This window comes from Psychrobacter sp. T6-5 (assembly GCF_052258485.2).
GTDB lineage: Bacteria > Pseudomonadota > Gammaproteobacteria > Pseudomonadales > Moraxellaceae > Psychrobacter.
Genome location: NZ_JBQQEY020000001.1, coordinates 2,930,755 through 2,949,918, shown reverse-complemented (window position 1 = coordinate 2,949,918; position 19,164 = coordinate 2,930,755). Strand labels below are relative to the sequence as shown.

Annotated in this window: 19 protein-coding genes; 13 read left to right on the top strand and 6 right to left on the bottom strand. The window is 41.0% G+C overall.

Annotated elements, in window-relative coordinates:
* Nucleotides 1–398 precede the first annotated feature (398 nt).
* Together ACTXGK_RS27370 and ACTXGK_RS27365 are read left to right on the top strand one after the other, a co-directional pair.
* Entirely contained in the window at nucleotides 399–953 is a 555-nt protein-coding gene (locus ACTXGK_RS27370; RefSeq protein ID WP_443517508.1) for a fasciclin domain-containing protein, read from the top strand.
* Nucleotides 954–1,369: 416 nt separating this feature from the next.
* Nucleotides 1,370–1,990, top strand: coding sequence for a fasciclin domain-containing protein (locus tag ACTXGK_RS27365; RefSeq protein ID WP_371532728.1), 621 nt, complete (start codon nucleotides 1,370–1,372; stop codon nucleotides 1,988–1,990).
* 234 nt (nucleotides 1,991–2,224) lie between these two features.
* Here the strand turns inward: ACTXGK_RS27365 and ACTXGK_RS27360 are convergent, their stop codons facing one another.
* Nucleotides 2,225–3,763, bottom strand: a complete 1,539-nt coding sequence (locus ACTXGK_RS27360; RefSeq protein ID WP_371532727.1) for an alanine/glycine:cation symporter family protein — start codon at nucleotides 3,761–3,763, stop codon at nucleotides 2,225–2,227.
* A gap of 1,019 nt (nucleotides 3,764–4,782) precedes the next feature.
* Between ACTXGK_RS27360 and ACTXGK_RS27355 the strand changes: the two genes are divergently transcribed.
* The 4 genes from ACTXGK_RS27355 to ACTXGK_RS27340 all read left to right on the top strand — a co-directional run bounded on the left by ACTXGK_RS27355 (nucleotide 4,783) and on the right by ACTXGK_RS27340 (nucleotide 8,536).
* Entirely contained in the window at nucleotides 4,783–5,409 is a 627-nt protein-coding gene (locus ACTXGK_RS27355) for a LemA family protein (RefSeq protein WP_186475055.1), read from the top strand.
* A 117-nt stretch (nucleotides 5,410–5,526) separates the two neighbouring features.
* Nucleotides 5,527–6,705, top strand: coding sequence for a TPM domain-containing protein (locus tag ACTXGK_RS27350; RefSeq protein ID WP_443517507.1), 1,179 nt, complete (start codon nucleotides 5,527–5,529; stop codon nucleotides 6,703–6,705).
* A gap of 138 nt (nucleotides 6,706–6,843) precedes the next feature.
* On the top strand, nucleotides 6,844–7,368 hold the full coding sequence (locus tag ACTXGK_RS27345) for a TPM domain-containing protein (protein WP_443517506.1): 525 nt from the start codon (nucleotides 6,844–6,846) through the stop codon (nucleotides 7,366–7,368).
* A gap of 169 nt (nucleotides 7,369–7,537) precedes the next feature.
* Nucleotides 7,538–8,536 (top strand): adenosine deaminase, encoded by a 999-nt coding sequence (locus tag ACTXGK_RS27340; RefSeq protein WP_443517505.1) that lies wholly within the window; start codon nucleotides 7,538–7,540, stop codon nucleotides 8,534–8,536.
* A gap of 102 nt (nucleotides 8,537–8,638) precedes the next feature.
* On the opposite strand, the gene ACTXGK_RS27335 is transcribed toward ACTXGK_RS27340, so the two are convergent.
* Nucleotides 8,639–9,439, bottom strand: a complete 801-nt coding sequence (locus ACTXGK_RS27335) for an NAD-dependent deacylase (RefSeq protein WP_443517504.1) — start codon at nucleotides 9,437–9,439, stop codon at nucleotides 8,639–8,641.
* Nucleotides 9,440–9,474: 35 nt separating this feature from the next.
* Here ACTXGK_RS27335 and ACTXGK_RS27330 point away from each other — a divergent pair, with 35 nt between their 5' ends.
* The 4 genes from ACTXGK_RS27330 (at nucleotide 9,475) to ACTXGK_RS27315 (ending at nucleotide 13,029) form a co-directional block, all read left to right on the top strand.
* Nucleotides 9,475–9,837 (top strand): hypothetical protein, encoded by a 363-nt coding sequence (locus ACTXGK_RS27330; RefSeq protein WP_443517503.1) that lies wholly within the window; start codon nucleotides 9,475–9,477, stop codon nucleotides 9,835–9,837.
* 650 nt (nucleotides 9,838–10,487) lie between these two features.
* Complete coding sequence (locus ACTXGK_RS27325) at nucleotides 10,488–11,342, top strand: thermonuclease family protein (protein ID WP_443517502.1); 855 nt, start codon at nucleotides 10,488–10,490, stop codon at nucleotides 11,340–11,342.
* Between the two features lie 757 nt (nucleotides 11,343–12,099).
* Nucleotides 12,100–12,648, top strand: coding sequence for a Panacea domain-containing protein (locus ACTXGK_RS27320; RefSeq protein ID WP_443517501.1), 549 nt, complete (start codon nucleotides 12,100–12,102; stop codon nucleotides 12,646–12,648).
* A 3-nt stretch (nucleotides 12,649–12,651) separates the two neighbouring features.
* Complete coding sequence (locus tag ACTXGK_RS27315) at nucleotides 12,652–13,029, top strand: hypothetical protein (RefSeq protein ID WP_443517500.1); 378 nt, start codon at nucleotides 12,652–12,654, stop codon at nucleotides 13,027–13,029.
* A gap of 325 nt (nucleotides 13,030–13,354) precedes the next feature.
* Here ACTXGK_RS27315 and ACTXGK_RS27310 read toward each other — a convergent pair whose 3' ends face one another.
* Nucleotides 13,355–13,528 carry a YdcA family protein gene (locus tag ACTXGK_RS27310; RefSeq protein ID WP_443517499.1) on the bottom strand — a complete coding sequence of 58 codons (174 nt, stop codon included), beginning with the start codon at nucleotides 13,526–13,528 and terminating at the stop codon, nucleotides 13,355–13,357.
* A 266-nt stretch (nucleotides 13,529–13,794) separates the two neighbouring features.
* Between ACTXGK_RS27310 and ACTXGK_RS27305 the strand changes: the two genes are divergently transcribed.
* The gene (locus ACTXGK_RS27305; RefSeq protein ID WP_443517498.1) at nucleotides 13,795–14,790 is read left to right on the top strand and encodes a P63C domain-containing protein; all 996 of its coding nucleotides are present in this window, start codon (nucleotides 13,795–13,797) and stop codon (nucleotides 14,788–14,790) included.
* 799 nt (nucleotides 14,791–15,589) lie between these two features.
* Here the strand turns inward: ACTXGK_RS27305 and ACTXGK_RS27300 are convergent.
* The gene (locus ACTXGK_RS27300) at nucleotides 15,590–15,925 is read right to left on the bottom strand and encodes a hypothetical protein (RefSeq protein ID WP_443517497.1); all 336 of its coding nucleotides are present in this window, start codon (nucleotides 15,923–15,925) and stop codon (nucleotides 15,590–15,592) included.
* A gap of 656 nt (nucleotides 15,926–16,581) precedes the next feature.
* Between ACTXGK_RS27300 and ACTXGK_RS27295 the strand changes: the two genes are divergently transcribed.
* Both ACTXGK_RS27295 and ACTXGK_RS27290 read left to right on the top strand, forming a co-directional pair.
* Nucleotides 16,582–16,857, top strand: a complete 276-nt coding sequence (locus ACTXGK_RS27295; RefSeq protein ID WP_443517496.1) for a helix-turn-helix domain-containing protein — start codon at nucleotides 16,582–16,584, stop codon at nucleotides 16,855–16,857.
* A gap of 113 nt (nucleotides 16,858–16,970) precedes the next feature.
* The gene (locus tag ACTXGK_RS27290) at nucleotides 16,971–17,156 is read left to right on the top strand and encodes a hypothetical protein (protein ID WP_443517495.1); all 186 of its coding nucleotides are present in this window, start codon (nucleotides 16,971–16,973) and stop codon (nucleotides 17,154–17,156) included.
* Nucleotides 17,157–17,294: 138 nt separating this feature from the next.
* Here the strand turns inward: ACTXGK_RS27290 and ACTXGK_RS27285 are convergent, their stop codons facing one another.
* Both ACTXGK_RS27285 and ACTXGK_RS27280 read right to left on the bottom strand, forming a co-directional pair.
* A complete protein-coding gene (locus tag ACTXGK_RS27285) occupies nucleotides 17,295–17,471 on the bottom strand; it encodes a hypothetical protein (protein WP_443517494.1) in 177 nt (58 codons plus the stop codon).
* A gap of 47 nt (nucleotides 17,472–17,518) precedes the next feature.
* Nucleotides 17,519–19,162, bottom strand: coding sequence for a hypothetical protein (locus tag ACTXGK_RS27280; protein WP_443517493.1), 1,644 nt, complete (start codon nucleotides 19,160–19,162; stop codon nucleotides 17,519–17,521).
* Nucleotides 19,163–19,164 lie beyond the last annotated feature (2 nt).

The following is a 19,164-nucleotide window of genomic DNA, read 5'->3' as shown; positions in this document are numbered from 1 at the left end:
AGCTGCTGAGCATAGCGTTAGATTGTATTTCATAAAGAATATGTGCACAAATGAATATCATTTCGCTTACGGATTACACAAAGCGTTGCTTCTGCAAATGAAAGCCAACGCTTATGCTTAAAAGTCCGACACAGTTTACACCTGTACTACAAAAAGTTGCGTAAAGGCAGATTGATAAAGGTTTCATACATGTTAATTTGATTTCAGAAGGATTAGGTCTTTGTAAGTTTTGCTTATAAGTCACTTATGGGCAAAAAGTTATTATTGTTCTGTTGGTCTATTTAGATTTTGCTTATCAAAAAGATAAGCGTTTGAACAGCACGAGCAACTTATATCAGAAGACAATATAACCTGTAAGACAATAAGCGAATACATACTCAATCATTAAGGATAATGTTATGAAACTGACTAAAATTGCAACTATCGGTACGCTAGCTATTTCTATCGCTGGCCTAAGCGCTTGTAATAATATGATGCCAGCAAAAAGCGCAGATATGAAACCACCAATGCATAGCCAAACTATGGCAAAAATGAATGTGGTACAAGTTGCTCAAAGTAACTCTGATTTTTCAGTCTTAGTAGAGGCGGTACAAGCAGCAGGTTTAGCAGGTATGTTATCTGATCCAAATGCACACTATACGGTATTTGCACCAACTAACGCTGCATTTATGCAAGCGCTACAAGAAACAGGTATGACCAAAGCCCAGTTGTTTGCTAACAAGCCATTATTAACCAAGATTCTAGGATATCACGTAGTAAGCGGTGACATGGCCATGTATGCCAAAGACGTGAAGCCTAGTAACGTCATGACCGCTAGCAAAGACACGCTAATGGTAACCAACCAAGGTAAATTGATGGACGAAAACGGCCGTACTGCAAACATCGTAAAAACAGATATTGCCGCTACCAATGGTGTTGTCCATGTCATCGATAGAGTGCTACTACCTAAATAAGCTTTAGCGAAATAACATATATATTTGTGATGAAGCTTAAGTAATCAGCTATTATTTGATGAGTTTATCATTTGATAATGGCTGTTTTAGTATTTGATAATCAATCATGTAGCATGAAATACAAATTACAGTAGCTTTAATGATCACAGACATCAAATAGACGAAATTATGTTTTAAAAAACGCAATAACGAATATACAAGTTGATAATGCTATATACGTGATTGATACAGTGCTACTACTTAAGTAAGTATCAATTAAAAATTAAACCTTTAGAATTATAGTTATTGATATAGCGGACTTAAAACTATGGCTGGTTATTTAGTCATATCCACGATTTATCAGTCACTGTTAAATTTATTAAAAGTAACTGTCTGTTAAACACATGACGCAACCAATCATTTAAAAGGAAATACCCATGTTAAAGAAGAATCTATTATCTATCGCAGTCGTAACAGCAGCCATGTCATTAGCGGCATGTAACGACACCGAAACTGTCGCAGATCCAGTTGAGCCTGAGGTTACTACTGAAGAAGTCGTAGTAGAGCCAGTAGCTGAGACTGATCCAATGGTTGAGACTGAAGCAGCGCCAATGGCAGACGACATGAATATGGAAGCGACTCAAACCATCGCTGAAATAGCAGCAAACAATGAAAACCTAACCATTTTGACAGCCGCATTAAAAGCCGCTGGTCTTGATACGATGTTGATGGAAGATACTAAGTACACTGTATTTGCACCAACTGATGATGCATTTGCTCCAGTACTAGAAAAACTAGGCGTAACGAAAGAAGAGTTACTAGCTAACACAGACTTGCTGAAAAAAGTATTGCCTTACCACGTAGTACCTATGGAAGTGAAAGCTGCTGATATCCCTTATGGTACTGATATCGAAACGGCTAATGGCAAAACGATTTCTATCAGCGATGCCAACGTAATTACTGATGCGACTGGCAACACAGCTAACATCACAGGTACTGATATCATGGCAACCAATGGTGTGGTTCACACTATCGATGCAGTATTGATGCCTGAGTAAGTCTTTCTTTAACTCAGTTGTTATAAGAACTTAGCTGTCATAAGCTAATAAGTATATTAAAGAGGCCCAGCTATAAAGCTGGGTTTTTTTGTGTCTATAAGATGGTGGCGTAGCAGCGGTATCTTAAAATCTGCGTTATTTATTTGCAATAAAAAAGCCCGAGACCATTGCCTCGGGCTTTTAGTAAGACTGAATAAGATTGAGCAGTAGCTACGTTAGCGCATATTATCTATATTATTTACGTAGTGGATCTACATTCGTTCTTTTTTGCTCTGCTAGATGACGCGCTTCCCAATAAGGTGCGTTTTTGATACCGAATTTTGCAGGATCAAAACTGTAGCGTGCCACACCAGCTTTACGTTGTGCTTCGTAGTCTTTAAGCATGGTAAGCGTTGGACGAGCCACGATAAAGATAACAAGGATACCAACAATGTTGAGCCAAGCCATAAGGCCAACACCAATGTCACCAATTGCCCAGATATAACCAGCTGAGTTTAGACCACCGTAAGCAACCATCACCATGATCAATACTTTTACTAAGAATAGACCTGTTTTATTGGCACCGCGACCAAGGAAGCGTGTCAAGTAAGCCACGTTTACTTCAGCGATGTAGTAATAAGCTAGGATGGTTGTAAAGGCAAAGAAGAATACAGCGATTGCGATAAAGGCATTACCAAACGTACCGTATACCGATTCCATTGCCATCTGCGTAAACGCAGGAGCGTTGATTTCAGTAGTAGCAGCAACGTTTTGTACGATGAACTGACCATCTGGTAGCGTACCTTGGATGTTGTACATGCCAGTAGATAAAATCATAAAGGCAGTCGCAGAACAAACCAGTAGCGTATCAACATATACTGAGAATGCCTGAACAAGACCCTGCTGTGATGGATGCTCAACTTCAGCAGCCGCAGCAGCGTGAGGACCTGTACCTTGACCCGCTTCGTTAGAGTAAATACCACGCTTAACACCCCAACCGATTGCTGCACCAAAACCTGCTTGTGCAGTGAATGCATCGCCAACGATCATGCCGAATACATCTGGAATCAAGCTGAAGTTACTGAACATGATGATTAAGGCTAAGGCAATATAACCAATTGCCATAAACGGAACGGCAAACTCAGTAAAGGTTGCAATACGCTTAATACCACCAAAGATGATGACACCTAGTACGACTAAGATGATGGCTAAGCCGACCAAACGCATAGAGCCGACTTCTAGGCCTGCCACGTTCATGATCGTACCTTCACCCATTAACTGTGCGAATGCACTGATAACACCGTTGGCCTGTACGCCAGGTAAGAACATACCACATGATAAAATAGAAGCGATGGCGAAGAGGATGCCATACCACTTTTGACCAAGGGCACGCTCAAAGTAATAAGCAGGGCCACCGCGATATTCGCCAGTTACCACATCTTTTTCTTTGTAAATCTGTGCAAGGGTAGACTCGACATAGGCAGTAGATGCGCCTAGGAAGGCCACGATCCACATCCAAAATACAGCACCTGGACCACCGAAGCCGATAGCAGCAGCTACCCCAGCGATGTTACCCATGCCCACACGTCCTGCGAGGGAGACGGCTAGTGCCTGAAAGGATGAAATACCATCAGTACTAGACTTACCACTGAATAGCAATTTGATCATTTCACCGAACAAACGCACTTGTACAAAGCGCGTCAAGATGGAATAGAACAGACCAGCGCCCAGGCACAGATAGATCAGTGCTGGGCTCCAGATAATTCCGTTTACTAAGTTAACTAAACCTTCCATATGTATATTCCTAGTACTGTCTCAAGGTGGCTCTGTATGCTAGGAGTAAATTAACTGGTTAACTTACTTATTTAAGTTAAGCAGTTAAATTATCTGCATCGACTCATATTTATATTAGTTAAGTCTCATACGTGCTTAGCCACCAAGAATGGACTGTAGTTGTCTGTATTTATCCGCTTGGCTTCATCAGTGACACAGACTATTTTTATAGCGATTATCATTGATAGCATTAATATCAGCTGTGTGTTTGATTGTTCTACAGCTTCAACTACTGCGGTGTCCTATCATCACGTTATGAATGAGATGAGTTATAAGTTAACCCGCAGATAAAACAGGCGGTTATATAATTGAATACTGCTCATGATGAGGGTATTCAATTTGCTATGAGCCGTCCCGATTGGCTACACTGCTGGTATGGCGGATTGAATGTATTAGTGGAGTATCTAAGAGTGAGTAACTGTTTTTCATCACAGCTGCCAACTCTCTAATACGTATCAAACTATAAGTCCACTACCAAATGTATTCAAACCGTACGGCTACGTAACTGCAATTTGCCATATTTTTGTACCAATTACTAGAAATTTCTTTGTGTATGGACGGATAAGTTTTGTTTTGATGCCATCCTTTCACTCATAACTGACTGCAGTAATAACCTAGATCTATTCACTGTAAGTTATTTAGTAGACTTTTGTTTTATATATTAATATTTGGCTCAAATGCATGCTTTTGAAACAAAATAGCAGTCGAAAGTTGCGGTTGTGTTTTGGTAACGGTCAATTGTAAAAGCATCATGATAGCGCCATTATGAGCAGTATATCTTGTAGCTTATAAGACTGAGCAATATGCATGAGTAGTTTTTCATGTTGTGTCTGTAGATATGAAAGCTACAAGCGCGTGCCTTTATACAAAATATAGAACGCATATGACCGTTAGATGATTGTGAAGGCATAAGCGCAAAAAAATTATTAAAAAACGTGTTACCAGATATTTGTTATTTATCATTATTAGGAGAAACAACGATGACGCGTAAATCTATTATGAAGCCGATGTTGCTAGCAGCACTATTGACGACGTCTACTGTCGGTCTGAGCGGCTGTGGTTATAACAATCTTCAGGCGCAAGACGAGCAAGTAACAGCTTCATGGTCAGAAGTGGTCAACCAATATCAGCGCCGCAGCGATTTGGTGCCAAACTTGGTCAAAGTCGTACAGCAGTATGCTGAACAAGAGCAAGAAGTGTTTACCCAAGTGGCGGAGGCACGTTCACGTGCGGGCGGCATCACTGTGACGCCTGAAGTGCTCAATGACCCAGAAGCAATGGAGCGTTATGCTGCTGCGCAAGAACAAATGACAGGCGCACTGTCACGTCTGATGGCAGTGTCTGAGCGTTATCCTGAGCTAAAATCAGATGCACTGTTCCAAGACTTACAGGCTCAGCTAGAAGGCACTGAAAACCGTATTGCGGTCGCGCGTAATCGTTATATCCAAGAAGTACAGGGCTACAATACCACTGTGCGCCAGTTCCCAACCAATATCACCGCAAAAGTATTTGGCATGGATACCAAGCCAAACTTTACCGTTGCTAATGAAGATGCCATTTCGACAGCGCCAAGTGTTGATTTTGGCGATTCTGCAAAAGCAGAGTAGGAAGCATTAGAAATATACAAAAATAGAGCGGTGTATGCCGCTCTATTTATTTAGCTGATGACTATTAGTTAATGTCTATTAATTTATAAAGATGTCATTTGAGGTGGTAGAGATTAGATGAATAATTCAAAAGCAATCTTATCAGCATTACTGTTTACACTGAGCGTCAGCGGTGCATCAGTGCTGTATGCTGCGCCCAATACCGATGCTGGCAATAATACTGCGGCGACAGATAACACCTCGAATCTACAAAACCGTAGTGTCGAAGACTTGGTGGCCATTGCCAAAGCTGGGGAATCCAATGAAGCGATCAATGATGCAGTGTTGAATAATGACGCCATCAATGGTGCGGTGCTTGGTAATGACGCTATTAACCAAAGCGCGGCAAATGATGAGGCAACCGCTAGTGCGCAAGCGCAAGCTCAGCCACCAGTAACCTCAAGTGCCCAGAGCGTTAATGCTGACAAACTGATACTCAACGAGCCGGTCGTTGATCAGGCTAATATCTTAAATCCGCAAGAAAAGCAGCGCTTAGAGGCGCAGCTGAGAGATATCTATCAGCAAGGTTTGGCACAGGCGGCGGTCGTTATCGTACCGACCACCAATGGTCTGCCTATATTTGATTATGCCTTACAAGTAGCTGAAAAATGGCAATTGGGCGACAAGGACATTGATGATGGTCTGCTAATCGTCGTTGCAGTTAATGACCGTGACATGTATATCCTAACCGGCTATGGCTTAGAGGGTGTGTTGCCAGATGCGGCGGTCAACCGTATCATCCGTGAAGACATCACACCATTGTTTAAGCAAAATGACTATGGCGCTGGGATACTGGCTGGCGTGGATGCACTCAAGGCACGTCTAACTGCTGATCCTGATGTATTGGCGCGTGCTGATGCGCAAGCTGCTGAGCGTAGTGACGAGCAAGGCTCAGATGAGCTACCATCACCTATTTTCTTATTTATTATGGCTATGATATTTGGTAGTTTTATTACCAACATCTTAGGCCGAGTATTTGGTTCTATTATCACGGCAGGTGGCTTTTTTGCGGGTTCGTTGGCGCTGGGTGGCGGCTTCTTTATGACATTAATTATGGCGATATTTATATGGCTGTTTTTGATCTCGCGTGGCGGCGGTGGTGGCAAAGGCGGCGGTGGTAAAGGTGGACGCAGAGGCGGTGGCATGATTTTCTTACCCGGTATGGGTGGGGGCAGTAGTGGTGGTGGTTTTGGCGGCGGCGGCTTTGGTGGTGGTGGCGGCGGCTTCGGCGGTGGCGGTGCTGGTGGCTCGTGGTAAGTGTCTATTTATTAAAAGCTCAGCTTAGTTATTAGAAGCTCAGATTAGTAAAGACTCAAATTAATAAAAGCCAAAAACAGAGTCCCAGTAAATAGACCCAAATAACCATCAAAAATGACGTAATTGAGGAAAAATATAATGGCAGAAAACCATGCTTCAACTTCTAGCTTTGCTCGATGGTGGCGTCAGGTCTTGTTTGTACCTTTGCTGCATAGTAAGTGGCTGACAGCAGAAGCCAAGGCACGGCTGACAGATGAGGTGACACGTGCTGAGCGTGGACATCGCGGTGAGGTGTTTTTGATTGTCGAAAACCATTTGCCAATTCAAGACGCTTATCATATGGATTGCCGCGAGCGCGCCATTGACTTGTTCAGTGAGTATCGAATCTGGGATACCGAAGAAAACACTGGCGTCTTGATCTATGTCAATATTTGCGAGCATCAATTAGAGATTGTGGCTGACCGCGGTATCAGCACTCACGTAAGCCCAACCGTCTGGCGTGCCATGTGCGAAAAAGCAGTATCAGGTATCAGTAATAAGAAAACAGAAGAGAGTTTGGCTGAATTGTTGGATGAAGTGGGACAAGTGCTGCGCCAGTACTATCAGCTTGAGCAAAATCCAGCAGGCAATGAGCTGTCTGACACCGTGGTATTTCTAAAATAGTCACACGGCATCTCTAAACACATGATTGATAGAGTCGAAGGTGCCTGTTCTCGTCTCTAGCGTTTTGATGCTAAAATATCGCACGTAAAATATTCGTACCGTCTAAAGAGGGTGCGAATATATATAAATTGTCCACAGCGCGTCTCGATAACACCATTATTGGAATACTATGATTGATTTAATACAGAAACTACCAAAAGCGGAACTTCATTTACACATCGAAGGGTCATTAGAACCCGAGCTGATGTTTAGACTGGCAAAAAAGAACAACGTAGAGATTCCTTATGACAGCGTAGAAGACGTGCGTGCCGCCTATAATTTTAATAATTTGCAAAGTTTTTTAGATATCTACTATGCCGGCGCGAATGTCTTACTGACCAAAGATGATTTTTATGATTTGACGTGGGAATATATTCTTAAGTGCGTTGAAGACAATGTCATCCACACTGAAATATTCTTCGACCCGCAGACACATACTGAACGAGGCGTGTCTTTTGAAGCGGTAATTACAGGTATCAAAGAAGCGCTTGCGGATGCCAAAGAAAAGTACGGCATCACCTCTTGTATCATCATGTGTTTCTTGCGCCATTTATCACAAGAAGAAGCGTTTGAGACATTAGAGCAAGCGCTGGACTATAAAGATGACATCATCGGTGTCGGTCTGGACTCATCGGAGCTTGGCAATCCACCATCGAAGTTCAAAGACGTATTCGAAAAAGCCAAAGAAGAAGGGTTTAAACTGGTCGCCCATGCGGGTGAAGAGGCTGATTTTTCGTATATTTACGAAGCATTGGACTTATTGAATATCAATCGAATCGACCATGGGGTGCAATCGATAAAAAGCCCAGAGTTGATGCAAAGACTCAAAGATGAGCAAATGCCGCTGACCGTTTGCCCGAACTCAAATATCGAACTGCGAGTTTTTGATAATTACAAAGAGCATAATATCAAAGAGCTTTTGGATTACGGTCTAAATATCAGCGTTAACTCAGATGATCCTGCCTATTTCAAAGGCTACGTGAATCAAAACTTTATTAATCTGCATGAGAATCTGCCGATAACAGAAGAAGATGTTATTACGTTAGTAAAAAACTCTTTTAAATCGGCATTTATCAGCGACGAGTTAAAAGAAGATTACTTGGCGAGAGTGGACGCGGCATTGCAATAAGCTTTAGCGAGCTTATTTTTAGTAGTAAAGGCTTAACGGTTGATAGCAATCGTTAAGCCTTTTTATTGTTTATCAGATAATGACATTTATAAGCAGTCGCAATTATAAAGCAGTAATCTCTTCTATAAGTAACGGCAAAATCACTCCAGCTTTTTCTATTAGCGTGATATCAACAATGGTATTCGGTGTTGGGTCAGGGTTTATCTCAATAACTTGCGCACCGTTTTGCTTGGCTAACTGTGACAGTCCAGCTGCAGGATAAACCAAGCTTGAGGTACCGATACTGATAAACACATCACAGTTAGCTGCAGCCTCTTCGGCAGTCTGCCATGCTTTTACGGGCAAGGCTTCACCAAACCACACAATATCTGGTCTGATATAGCCTTCACAGTGCGGACAAGTAATCAGCTTATCATCAAAACGTATAGTATCTTGCTTAATATAGGCGGCTCTTGATTGTTCTGGATAAGGTATCTCACACTGACCACAGCGATTACGCCACAGATGACCGTGCAGATGAGTTACCGAACTACCAGCTTGCTCGTGCAAATCATCGACATTTTGCGTGATAAGTGTGACTTGCTGATCGGAGGTTTGCGCATGATACTGCCACTCAGCCAATGCATGATGGGCTGGATTTGGTGCTTTATCTGCGACCATCTGCCTGCGCCATTGATACCATGACCATACTAGCTTTGGATCACGAGTGAATGCTTCAGGGGTTGCCAAGTCTTCCGCGCGGTAATTCTCCCACAAGCCCGTTTGCTTATCTCGAAACGTCGGAATACCACTTTCGGCTGAAATACCGGCCCCTGTCAAAATGCAAATACGCTCTTTCGATGCCAACAATGTTGCCGCAAGTTTTACTTCTGCTATTACCGCTGGTGATAATTCTGCTAACATGAGCCAACCCTTGTTAGTAATGGATATTTTTTCTTATGATAGACGGAATTTGGTGGCTTGTCATATTGTTCGCCATCATCGTGGCCTTATGGTTGGTGGCGAAATCGCGCGGGGCAAAAGCAGGCGAAAAGCACGGTAGTGCAAAGTCAAAAAATACAGTACCGAATGATGCCCTGCAAAAAACATCCGCATTATTAAAGCAGTACTTTCCTGATTATCGAGTCACTCGTAAGGCAAATCACTTGCTCGTTAGCAAACAAGGCAAAAAAATTGCGATGATTACCATTGATAAAAAAATTGCTGAAGGTCAGCGTCGTTTGGGTGAGGTACCAGTAATTAATTATCACCGTGTGCCTAGCCGTGCTCAGCTAACAGCTAACTTACAAGACGCAGAGTGAGTTTTATATAGGTGAGAGCACTAGAGGTATGCGCGCACAGAAAGACTGCCAACATTTTGACATGTAGGTTTGATGAGTAGAGCAGTTTAGGATAGTACTAAGGAATTGATGGAGCGAGGGTGTAAACATCATAATTGGTGCGCTCGGCGGGAGTAGATCATATCGAGGTAAGTATTGTTGAATAAGGTCTGTAGGTTTTATATAAATAATTTTAACAACAGATTTAACAACTTTCGACTACCGCTATTTGCATTTAAGTAAATATATCTATAAACAAGAAAATAGCTCAACATCTTTAACCGTTGAGCTTCTTTTTATCCAAACCGCTAATGGCGGATGGGATTAAATCATAAATGGATTTTAACATGCATTCAAGTGACATAGTGTCTTGTGATTACCGTTCATCTTGATGATGAGCGTATGAGATTAGAAGGTGGCCATAAGTTCAATTGGTTTGAGCATCCGAAAATATTGAGTAACTGCTGACAAGAAACGTGTTTTGACTCGACTTAAAGTCTGACTGATCTTCCCATTATTCAATCATCTAATATTATCTATTACATGTAAAACTCATAAATAACATATCTAAACATTTGCTCAAAAGTTACCCATCGTTTACAGTTAGGTAAATATTATCTTGGTGAATGGTCATGAGGTACGTAGCAGTCGTTGGTTTAGTTCTAGCTCTTGTTGGATGTGGCGGTGGTTATGATGATATTGATGCCAAGAGAGATGCTACTACAGGCTCTACAGACGTAATTGTTGGCAGCTCAGGTTCTAACAATGATAGTGCTGACAAATGCTTTGAACCTAATATCCTGAATGTTAGCAGTGTCCGTGTCATTGATGGTGATACTGTAGAAGTTACTCCATTATCAGGGCAAAGCGAACGTGTGCGCTTATTAGGGATTGACGCACCAGAATCGGCACAAGAGTACGGGATAGAAAGCACTACAGCCTTATCGCAGTGTGTGAGCAATGCAATTGTTACTATCGAGTGGATTGAAAGAGATAGGTATGATCGCCTGCTTGGCAAGGTCATTGCTAACAATGTGGACTGTAACCTCAATCAGTTGCAAGAAGGTGCAGCTTGGCACTATAAGGAATATCAAAGCAGTCAGACACCTTACGATCGCATTGAATACTCCAATGCTGAAATTGTAGCGCGATCAAATGGTAGAGGTTTGTGGGCAAATCGATATCCTATAAAACCATCAGATTATCGAAGCGGCAAAAATAGCTCTGACCTTAACTTTAATAATGATCGCTTACCATCAAAAGGTGCGAGTAAATGCTATAGCAAGCCTAGCGCAGGTACTTCTAATGGTTCTGGTATCATTATTCCTTTGCCACCTGCTGGTGCTATCTGCAGTAACTTTATTAAGAAAACCTGTGGTCAGATAACGACTTGTGTAGAAGCACAGCAGCAACTTGCATGTGGAAATACACAGATTGATGGCGATCAGGATGGTGTACCATGCGAATCAATCTGCCCAGGTGGCTAATAGCTTTAGTGTGATCTGTTGTATATTTTTGAGTGATTTTAATAGATAAAGAGGCTGACTGTGCTGGTAAAAGCTTGGGGTTAGGTTGCATACTGAAAGAGACGGTCGGGGTTTCAGTAGATGAAGATTTTCTTAGGAAAAATACAGAAGGGTTTGAACTAAAGCTCTCTGGAAAGCAGTCTAAGGTAGTATTTGTATCAGGAGAACTAGTAACAGCATTCCTTAGTGAATTAGATAGGTTAAAAAACTAGCATTATGCCTAAGTGGTTAATTATCAATAGTCGCATGCACTCCTGTCCAAGATGAAAACACTGGTTCAGACTCTGCTGTAGTAAATGAAATATTTTGGGGATCTGATCATAATACGTCTTACCCGTTTACTGTATTAGATGAAATATCATGCGGGTTTAATCAAGAGCTCTGTCGTACAGCATATTTGAAACTTGTAAGCTTTGCCGATAAATCCGATATCGGCATTCCGCTCAACAAAACTGCTCCTAAAGATATAAAACAAACAGAAATCTAAATTTTTTCCTACAATTTTGATTTTTTTACTACAATTTCGATTTTTTTCCTATAATTTCGATTTTTTTCCTACAATTTTGATTTTTTTACTACAATTTCGATTTTTTTCCTATAATTTCGATTTTTTTACTACAATTGCGATTTTTTTCCATAACTTTACAATGAAATATTATTCGAAATGTTATAATAATTTAAACCAATTCAGGTTATGTCAAGAGAAAAGGAGAGCAATATGAAATCTGCATTAGATATTGCACAATACTTTATCAACCATTCTTATGGTGGACAGCTTGATGACGTTACTAACCTTAAGCTACAAAAATTACTTTATTACGCACAAGGGTATAATCTAGCTTTATATGGCGAACCGTTATTCAATGAAGATATTGTGAACTGGGAACATGGTACTGTCGTACCCTGCATCTATCATCAATTCAAACATTATACAAACCAAATTATACAACCGACTCCTGATTTTAATATGAATAAGTTCTCAGAAAAAACTAAGGAGGTTTTAGAGTTTGTATGCCGTGATTACGCCAAGTTCTCTGGTTGGAAATTGAGAGAAATGACGCATGATGAAACTCCTTGGAAAAATACACAGCGAGATGAAGTGATTACTAAAGATAGTATTAAGAGTTTTTTCACTGCTAAACTAAATTGCGAAGAATTCAATTTTGATTTAGAGTGTATGGAACGAATGTTAGATACTGAGTTTGTTGAAATGCCAAATGACATTAAAACCTTAGCTCAGTTCGATAAGTGGTTAGCAGAGGGTTAATAGGTGAAGGTGACGTTTGGTAAAGAGATAAAGAAACATCTGCTTAATTTTTCTGAACAAGATAGACAGAAAATACTAGACTTCGCTATTCATGTAATGGAACATGATTTTGAGTTATTACCAGGAAAGAACAAGCGTTCTGATGGATTTCCTAATGATGATCCTTTTTTTGCTAGTAAAATGGCGTTAGTGAAAAAGTACAATCTTTGGCACTATCATATTGGAATTCCTTCTTATAAAGATTCTTTCTGCGGTAAATATAAGACTTCAGAGTATATATTACACTATAAGAAGGGGGATGATTCTATTGAAATTGTCTCTTTGGATAGGCATCCTCCATTCAGCCTTCCTCCACATAATTGCTTAGAACCGCCACCATGATTGGCGGTTTTTTGTTGTTTAATACACCTATCTTCTAACCAGGCTCGACAGATATTTGGACCGATAGTCACTTATCCAAGTTGTTAACCATATAACAGCTGCAGCCATTAACGAACCCAATGATAGTAACAGAAGTCCCCGAGCTATATATTTAGACAGCAATATCACCGGACCAACTTCATTAGCTTTATATAACCAAGAGTTAATAAAAAGAAGCGATGTGGCAAGTGATATCAAAATTGCTGCATAGACTCCGCCGCGAATGCTATATTGCAAAATCTCATATAATTTTTCTAGCATGGCGCAAAAACCTTCACTTAGTGAATTAACTACAAACCTTCTTAGACTGACTAATTTTTCCATTCTTACAAACAAACTTACCATCCTTACAATGCGAGACACCACCCATGCTTTTAGAGCAAGGATAGTTCTGAGCATTCGCCTTTAAGATTGGCGTAATCATTAGCATAGATACTACAAACGCTGACCACATTTTCATAGCCTACTACCTTCATAATCAAATAATATAGATCTGAACATATCACCGCATGATGCATTTATCAATACGAATATAACTTATGTTTATAATTATTAACTCCTAATTATATCAATCCTATGCAACTCTCCATTGAGTGGTTTTTTGTCTTAGATATAAAACTATTATTAATTGTAGAATGTAACCAAAGAACTAATAATTATGTTATTGCAAGTTAAATACTTGCATTGTATTATGTGAAATACTGATTCATATAATAGGTGATGGTAATGGGTAGAGAAAAGGGTGGTATAGCTGTAGCTAATAAAATGACAGCAGCTCAAAGAAGAGAAAGAGCAATGAAGGGTGTAGAGGCTCGAAAGTTACGCAGCTCTCTGAGCAAAGTGATATATAAAGGTGAGCTGAATATCGGAAATATGAGCATGCCTTGTTATATTCTAGATGATGGGCGACGAATTATTAGTGAGCATGGAATACAAAATAATTTTGGAACAACTGGTGGTAAAGGTCGAAGAATAAGAAGTGAATTAGAGAAAAACACAGGGGTACCTGTGCCTCTTTTCTTAGCGTCAAAAGCTCTTGAGCCCTTTATCCAAGAGGTTTTTGAGGATGGGTACCTTGAAACTATTCAATACGTTGTAAACGACACGGTGAACACTGGCTTTGATGCTACTATCTTGCCAAAAGTTTGTGAAGTATGGTTGAAGGCTAAAGATGCTGGCGCACTTCAACCCAGTCAGTTGGCTAGGGCAAAAAAAGCTGAAATACTTATGCGAGGTTTGGCTCATATAGGTATCGTAGCTCTAGTTGATGAAGCTACAGGGTATCAAGATGCTCGATCAAAAGATGCATTAGCTAAAATTTTTGAAGAATTTGTAGCTAAGGAACTACAACCTTGGATTAAGACTTTCCCTGACGAATATTACAAGCAGTTATTTAGATTGTATGGCTATGATTATCCAAACCCAAAACAAAAGAATTTTAGGCCTCAATTTTTTGGCAAAGTTACCAATAAAGTTATTTATAAGAAGTTGGCGCCAGAGATACTTCCTGAATTGAAGAAGCAAGCTAATAAGTTGGGAAAAAAAAGTACTAAGTTGCATCAAACACTTACTAATGATGTTGGGCATCCTAAACTCAGAGAGCATTTGGCTTCTATTGTGACGTTAATGAAACTCTCTAAAGATAAGGATGATTTTTTTGAAAAAGTCGATCTTATTCATCCTAATTTTAATGAAAACTATATCTTGGATTTCGATGAATAGTATAGAAGTACTGCTTCACCTAGTATTGAGTGAGCTTTCATTGCCCAAGTAAGTTGCTGGCAAGAATATCGATCTTCATCATGTCGAACCCCAATATCCAGAAATGGATAGTGATATCAGCTTGCCAGCCATTGCTCAATTTTGAGCAGTGAATTGTTCCAGTGATTTCTGACTTCCACAGATTGAGGATGTGTAGGAATGCTACCTAAAGATGACATCTGTTATGGACTCGCCAGCCTCCCCCAAAGCTGGGGAAGGGTGAGATTCCAAATGCGAATCCCGTTATACATCCAACCTCAATTTGAGGATGAATAATCACACTCTCCAAAATTGGGGAGTAACAATAATTCACCTTAACTCTTCAACCCGCAGTGGAGAGTGTATTTAATCACAATACGTCCAAAACTGGACCCATCTATTTACTCATACCTCGCGCTTCCACCATTAGTGGGAATAATCTTTGAATCATAACTGTTCTAAACAACTGATTTTGTATAACTTCCGTCATTGGCGGAAGTTGGGTTATAATCGCCAGCGACGGTTAGAGCCACTCATTCAGAACTTCAAATCCTGGATTATTAAAGGGATGCTGATTTTTAGCACACTCTATTAATAAAGATACTGAATACGCTGACCCTAGCGGGAAGACGTTTGCTTATAGATAGGTATCGTAATATCTACGACACTCCTATGATTTCAATTATCATCGATATTCCAAAGCTTAGGCAGATCTCGCCAGCTTTATTTAGGCCATAAACTCCAGTGGGGAACATGTTGATCAGGTGTATTCATTCAATACTTAAGGTGCGTAATTGAGTGCTGGCATGTTGATACTGACTAATAAGCTTTTAATAACCCCTGCCCAAAGTTGAGCAGGGCTTCTCACTTTGAAGAAGTTGTAAGTACTGGCTACATTGCCAACGCAATTTTGCGTTGTCTGTGCAAAGTTATGTTTGAATAGTCGCAATTTGTTCCAATACGTCAACGAGACGTTCCAGCAACGTTCTAAGTTTTTTATATCTAAAACAGTATAAGGTCTCCTCAAAACCTTGGTCGATTTGGTTGCTGTGGGAATTTGAGCCACTGGCGGTAGTTCAGTGAGATTACGGGTTTCGTCGCCTTGGGTATTCGTCATTAAGTCGTGAACCCCGTAGTCCATGCTCTCTGGCGCAATACTTAGCACTAGCCATAAAAGCGATCCTCTCAAGCTAAAATAATTAAAACGCCCTTTAGCTATGTGGTGGTTCTGTCCGTACAGGCGAGCATGTAGGTGATGCAGCTTCATATCATACGTGATAGTAAGTGCCGATCAGTATTAAGAAAATAGGTAAACCACTTTTGAATTATCAGTAGTATCAGGCGCTTACGATTCAGAGCGTACTAAATGGTACGCCCTAGTAGTGAAAACATCTTACCGCCAACCTCAAATTGAGTGTAGGATTGATTACTGGTAATAGCAATCGACAGCCTCATTATTGGGTGCCTAACTTCTTGGGGAGACTCTTGTTTTTTGCCAGTCGAAAGTGTGGTGTTGACCGTTCATCGTAATGATGGACCCCTTAAAATTAACATCCTCAATTTGAGGTGGTCGCTTATACTGACAAGGGCAGTTTGATAAAAAGAGTAGATAATTCAGATTTGAGTCATGATTGATATCATGTACTTAGATCTTAGGGTGTTAACTTTTTTACACCCTGATACGGTTCAGATTTGAGCGAAGCTATTCGACACGGTCTTAGGAGCTATAGTCAGTTAAGCAAGCGTAGGTAAGTGTTAATAAGGAGAGCGACAATGGCTAAGCAACTATGGAAGAACGTCACTGAAGACGAAAAAATTAAGATGAAGCAGTTCGTTGTTAACAATCCACCGGACACACCACTGACGCCTGAATACGCAGCAAGCTATCTTGGCATATCAACGGCAACCCTGCAAAAGATGCGATGTGAAGATACTAATGGCATACCTTTCTTTAAACCTAGCCATAGATGCGTTGTTTACTACAAGCATGATTTAGATGAGTATCTAACAAGCCCGCCCGCCTATCGTTGCACTTCAGAATATAGATAACCATCTGTTAGTGAATAATCATTGGCTGGAAAGCAAGCTCTGCACAGTAATACAACAGTTGGCATGATTTGCTTAAGCAAGAATGATGATCTCTATATTAATAAGGTGAAGAAATGATTAAGTGGTTAAACTTACGAGAAGTGGCGACCGAATGTGGCTTTAAAGACACGCGCACGTTTAAAGCTCATTATATGGATAAGTACCCACCAGATAGGCAAATCGGTAATCGTAAATGGTGGAAGCGCTCGACAGTCGACTTTATTATAAAAACTGAGTTCCCAGATAGTTTTAAAGATTAATAATCATTAAAATCGGCATTATTTTGGGTATGCTTGTAAACATAAGGTTAAAAACTAGGAGCGAATTAATTGCTTCTTAACTTTCTTAATCAGACTATAACTCATTGGAAATCAGTCAAACGCTACCGCATAGAGTAGCTATTTGAGTCGTAAAAGGCAGAATACCTGTACCACTATTTCAGGAACTGCGACAGCACCTGATAAACTACTAAGCGCTGTGTCACGAACATGCCCACCAATACCTTTATTGGGCGCAGCTCTATTCTCTTTAATAAAACGCGCAATCCCTTGACTGCGCTGATTTACAACTTCCATGGCTGGATCTTTTTTATCTTCTTTGTACTTGTCCCTTGGTGTTTACCTCAACTGTATAGGGCCGCAATTTGAGATTGCATTTCTTCGTCGCTTAAATCTCTGTTATTTATGATCGCAAGGACTTCAGGGTCTGAGAAGTTTACCTCTTTTTTAGGTAAGTTAATAAACTCACCAGTGTCTTGATCGTAGATGATCGATGGGTTTTTCTTAACACCGCCCAATCCACCTGGTATTGGTGACTCACCTGTCTGAGTAATAACCAATGGCTTGCTCTTCTTATCAGGCGTTCCTTTTAGCGATTGAATTTGTTTAGCGATAGCGCTTCTATCCTCATCACTTTGTACGGCATCAAACTTCTTATAAAGCTCGTTCAGTTGCTTAGGCGCAAAGTTTGCCACGTCGGAATTACTTTGCTCAATATCCAAGCGACGACTGGCCAAATTATTTGCTTGTTGCTGTTGTTCGGCAGTTTGTTGAAACTTGCCAGCGTCAAAGCCAAGTTGTGCATTAATTCGGTTATTACTACCAAACTCGCCTAGCACCGCACGCTGGTTAGCACCATCTTGCGACATCTGCGCTTGGGCCATCTGGCTTGCTGCGCTTAGCTGTGCGCCATACTGATCATTTTTGTACTTATCACCAGCGCCGATAATGCCTGCACGTAATTCCATCTGCTTAGCAGTCAGTTGGCCGTTTTGCGAGCCTTTATAAGCGGTACTGGCATCACGTAGTAACGAGTCACGCTCTTGGCGCTCTGACATAGTTCGACGTGGTGCGTTCGGTATACGAAAGCCAAAGCCACCGTTACTAACAGTATTTTTCATTGGCGGAGGATTGTTAACTGGATCAAACCCTAGCCGTACTGGTGCGTTATTAACTTGCTGTTCAGCATAAGTTTCAGCAATGGGGTCTTGTGTTGGTGCTTGCCTTGCTGAATATATGGAAGGATAATCTTTCGGGTTCCATGTTTCCTCACCATTGCTAGGTTTGCCAATCATAGGGAGCTTTAGGCTCATACCTAAATCTTGCATCTGCTCTGTAATTTCATTCTTACCAGCTTGAGACATAGCTTGTCTGGGAGCTTGATAAGTGCTCTTTAGCTTCCCCATTTCGTCAGCAACATTGTTTAGCTCTCTACTAATCCTACCACCGCTTAGTAAATCGGCACCATTCAACACTAAAGGCATTCCACGGAACGCAATCTGTCCTGCGTCAATAGCTGTATCGGCAAGGGATGATGTTGAACGTCCCTGCGTGCTTGGCTGTGCCGATCTTTGATAAGCGACTGGCTTAGGTGGCTTGGACTGCATCTTAGCCACAGCATTAGGTTGCTCTCTTGCAGGTAGGCTCAATATTTCTTCAATATCCTGTCGAGCTTGCTGTGTGTTGGCAGTATGATTATTGTTTTGATTTATTTTCGATTGATGTCTGGCCGCAAGTGCTTGATTGCGTTCTTGTGCAGCTTGCTGTGTCGCCATCTGCGGAGACCGTTGAGTTAGCGATTGGCCTTGCTTCTGAACCGCTGCTTGTTGGCGAACCTGTTGAGTAAGTTGCCCTGAACTAAGCAAGCCGCCTTGACCTACTTTGGCACCAAAACCTAGGTTTGCTCTGCTGTTATCGAACTGCTCGCGACGTTTCTTTCTTTCTTCTTTTTCTGAAGGTTTAAAGCCTATTTTTAGTCCAAAAGACATGA

Excerpts from the sequence above, each read along its gene's own strand:
- ACTXGK_RS27360 (WP_371532727.1), bottom strand. The coding sequence starts at position 3,763 with ATGGAAGGTTTAGTTAACTTAGTAAACGGAATTATCTGGAGCCCAGCA.
- ACTXGK_RS27310 (WP_443517499.1), bottom strand. The coding sequence starts at position 13,528 with ATGAAAATGTGGTCAGCGTTTGTAGTATCTATGCTAATGATTACGCCA.
- ACTXGK_RS27285 (WP_443517494.1), bottom strand. The coding sequence starts at position 17,471 with ATGGAAGTTGTAAATCAGCGCAGTCAAGGGATTGCGCGTTTTATTAAA.
- ACTXGK_RS27300 (WP_443517497.1), bottom strand. The coding sequence starts at position 15,925 with ATGACGAATACCCAAGGCGACGAAACCCGTAATCTCACTGAACTACCG.
- ACTXGK_RS27365 (WP_371532728.1), top strand. The coding sequence starts at position 1,370 with ATGTTAAAGAAGAATCTATTATCTATCGCAGTCGTAACAGCAGCCATG.
- ACTXGK_RS27355 (WP_186475055.1), top strand. The coding sequence starts at position 4,783 with ATGACGCGTAAATCTATTATGAAGCCGATGTTGCTAGCAGCACTATTG.
- ACTXGK_RS27320 (WP_443517501.1), top strand. The coding sequence starts at position 12,100 with ATGAAATCTGCATTAGATATTGCACAATACTTTATCAACCATTCTTAT.
- ACTXGK_RS27340 (WP_443517505.1), top strand. The coding sequence starts at position 7,538 with ATGATTGATTTAATACAGAAACTACCAAAAGCGGAACTTCATTTACAC.
- ACTXGK_RS27330 (WP_443517503.1), top strand. The coding sequence starts at position 9,475 with ATGATAGACGGAATTTGGTGGCTTGTCATATTGTTCGCCATCATCGTG.
- ACTXGK_RS27290 (WP_443517495.1), top strand. The coding sequence starts at position 16,971 with ATGATTAAGTGGTTAAACTTACGAGAAGTGGCGACCGAATGTGGCTTT.
- ACTXGK_RS27295 (WP_443517496.1), top strand. The coding sequence starts at position 16,582 with ATGGCTAAGCAACTATGGAAGAACGTCACTGAAGACGAAAAAATTAAG.
- ACTXGK_RS27370 (WP_443517508.1), top strand. The coding sequence starts at position 399 with ATGAAACTGACTAAAATTGCAACTATCGGTACGCTAGCTATTTCTATC.
- ACTXGK_RS27280 (WP_443517493.1), bottom strand. The coding sequence starts at position 19,162 with ATGTCTTTTGGACTAAAAATAGGCTTTAAACCTTCAGAAAAAGAAGAA.
- ACTXGK_RS27335 (WP_443517504.1), bottom strand. The coding sequence starts at position 9,439 with ATGTTAGCAGAATTATCACCAGCGGTAATAGCAGAAGTAAAACTTGCG.
- ACTXGK_RS27350 (WP_443517507.1), top strand. The coding sequence starts at position 5,527 with ATGAATAATTCAAAAGCAATCTTATCAGCATTACTGTTTACACTGAGC.
- ACTXGK_RS27305 (WP_443517498.1), top strand. The coding sequence starts at position 13,795 with ATGGGTAGAGAAAAGGGTGGTATAGCTGTAGCTAATAAAATGACAGCA.
- ACTXGK_RS27325 (WP_443517502.1), top strand. The coding sequence starts at position 10,488 with ATGAGGTACGTAGCAGTCGTTGGTTTAGTTCTAGCTCTTGTTGGATGT.
- ACTXGK_RS27345 (WP_443517506.1), top strand. The coding sequence starts at position 6,844 with ATGGCAGAAAACCATGCTTCAACTTCTAGCTTTGCTCGATGGTGGCGT.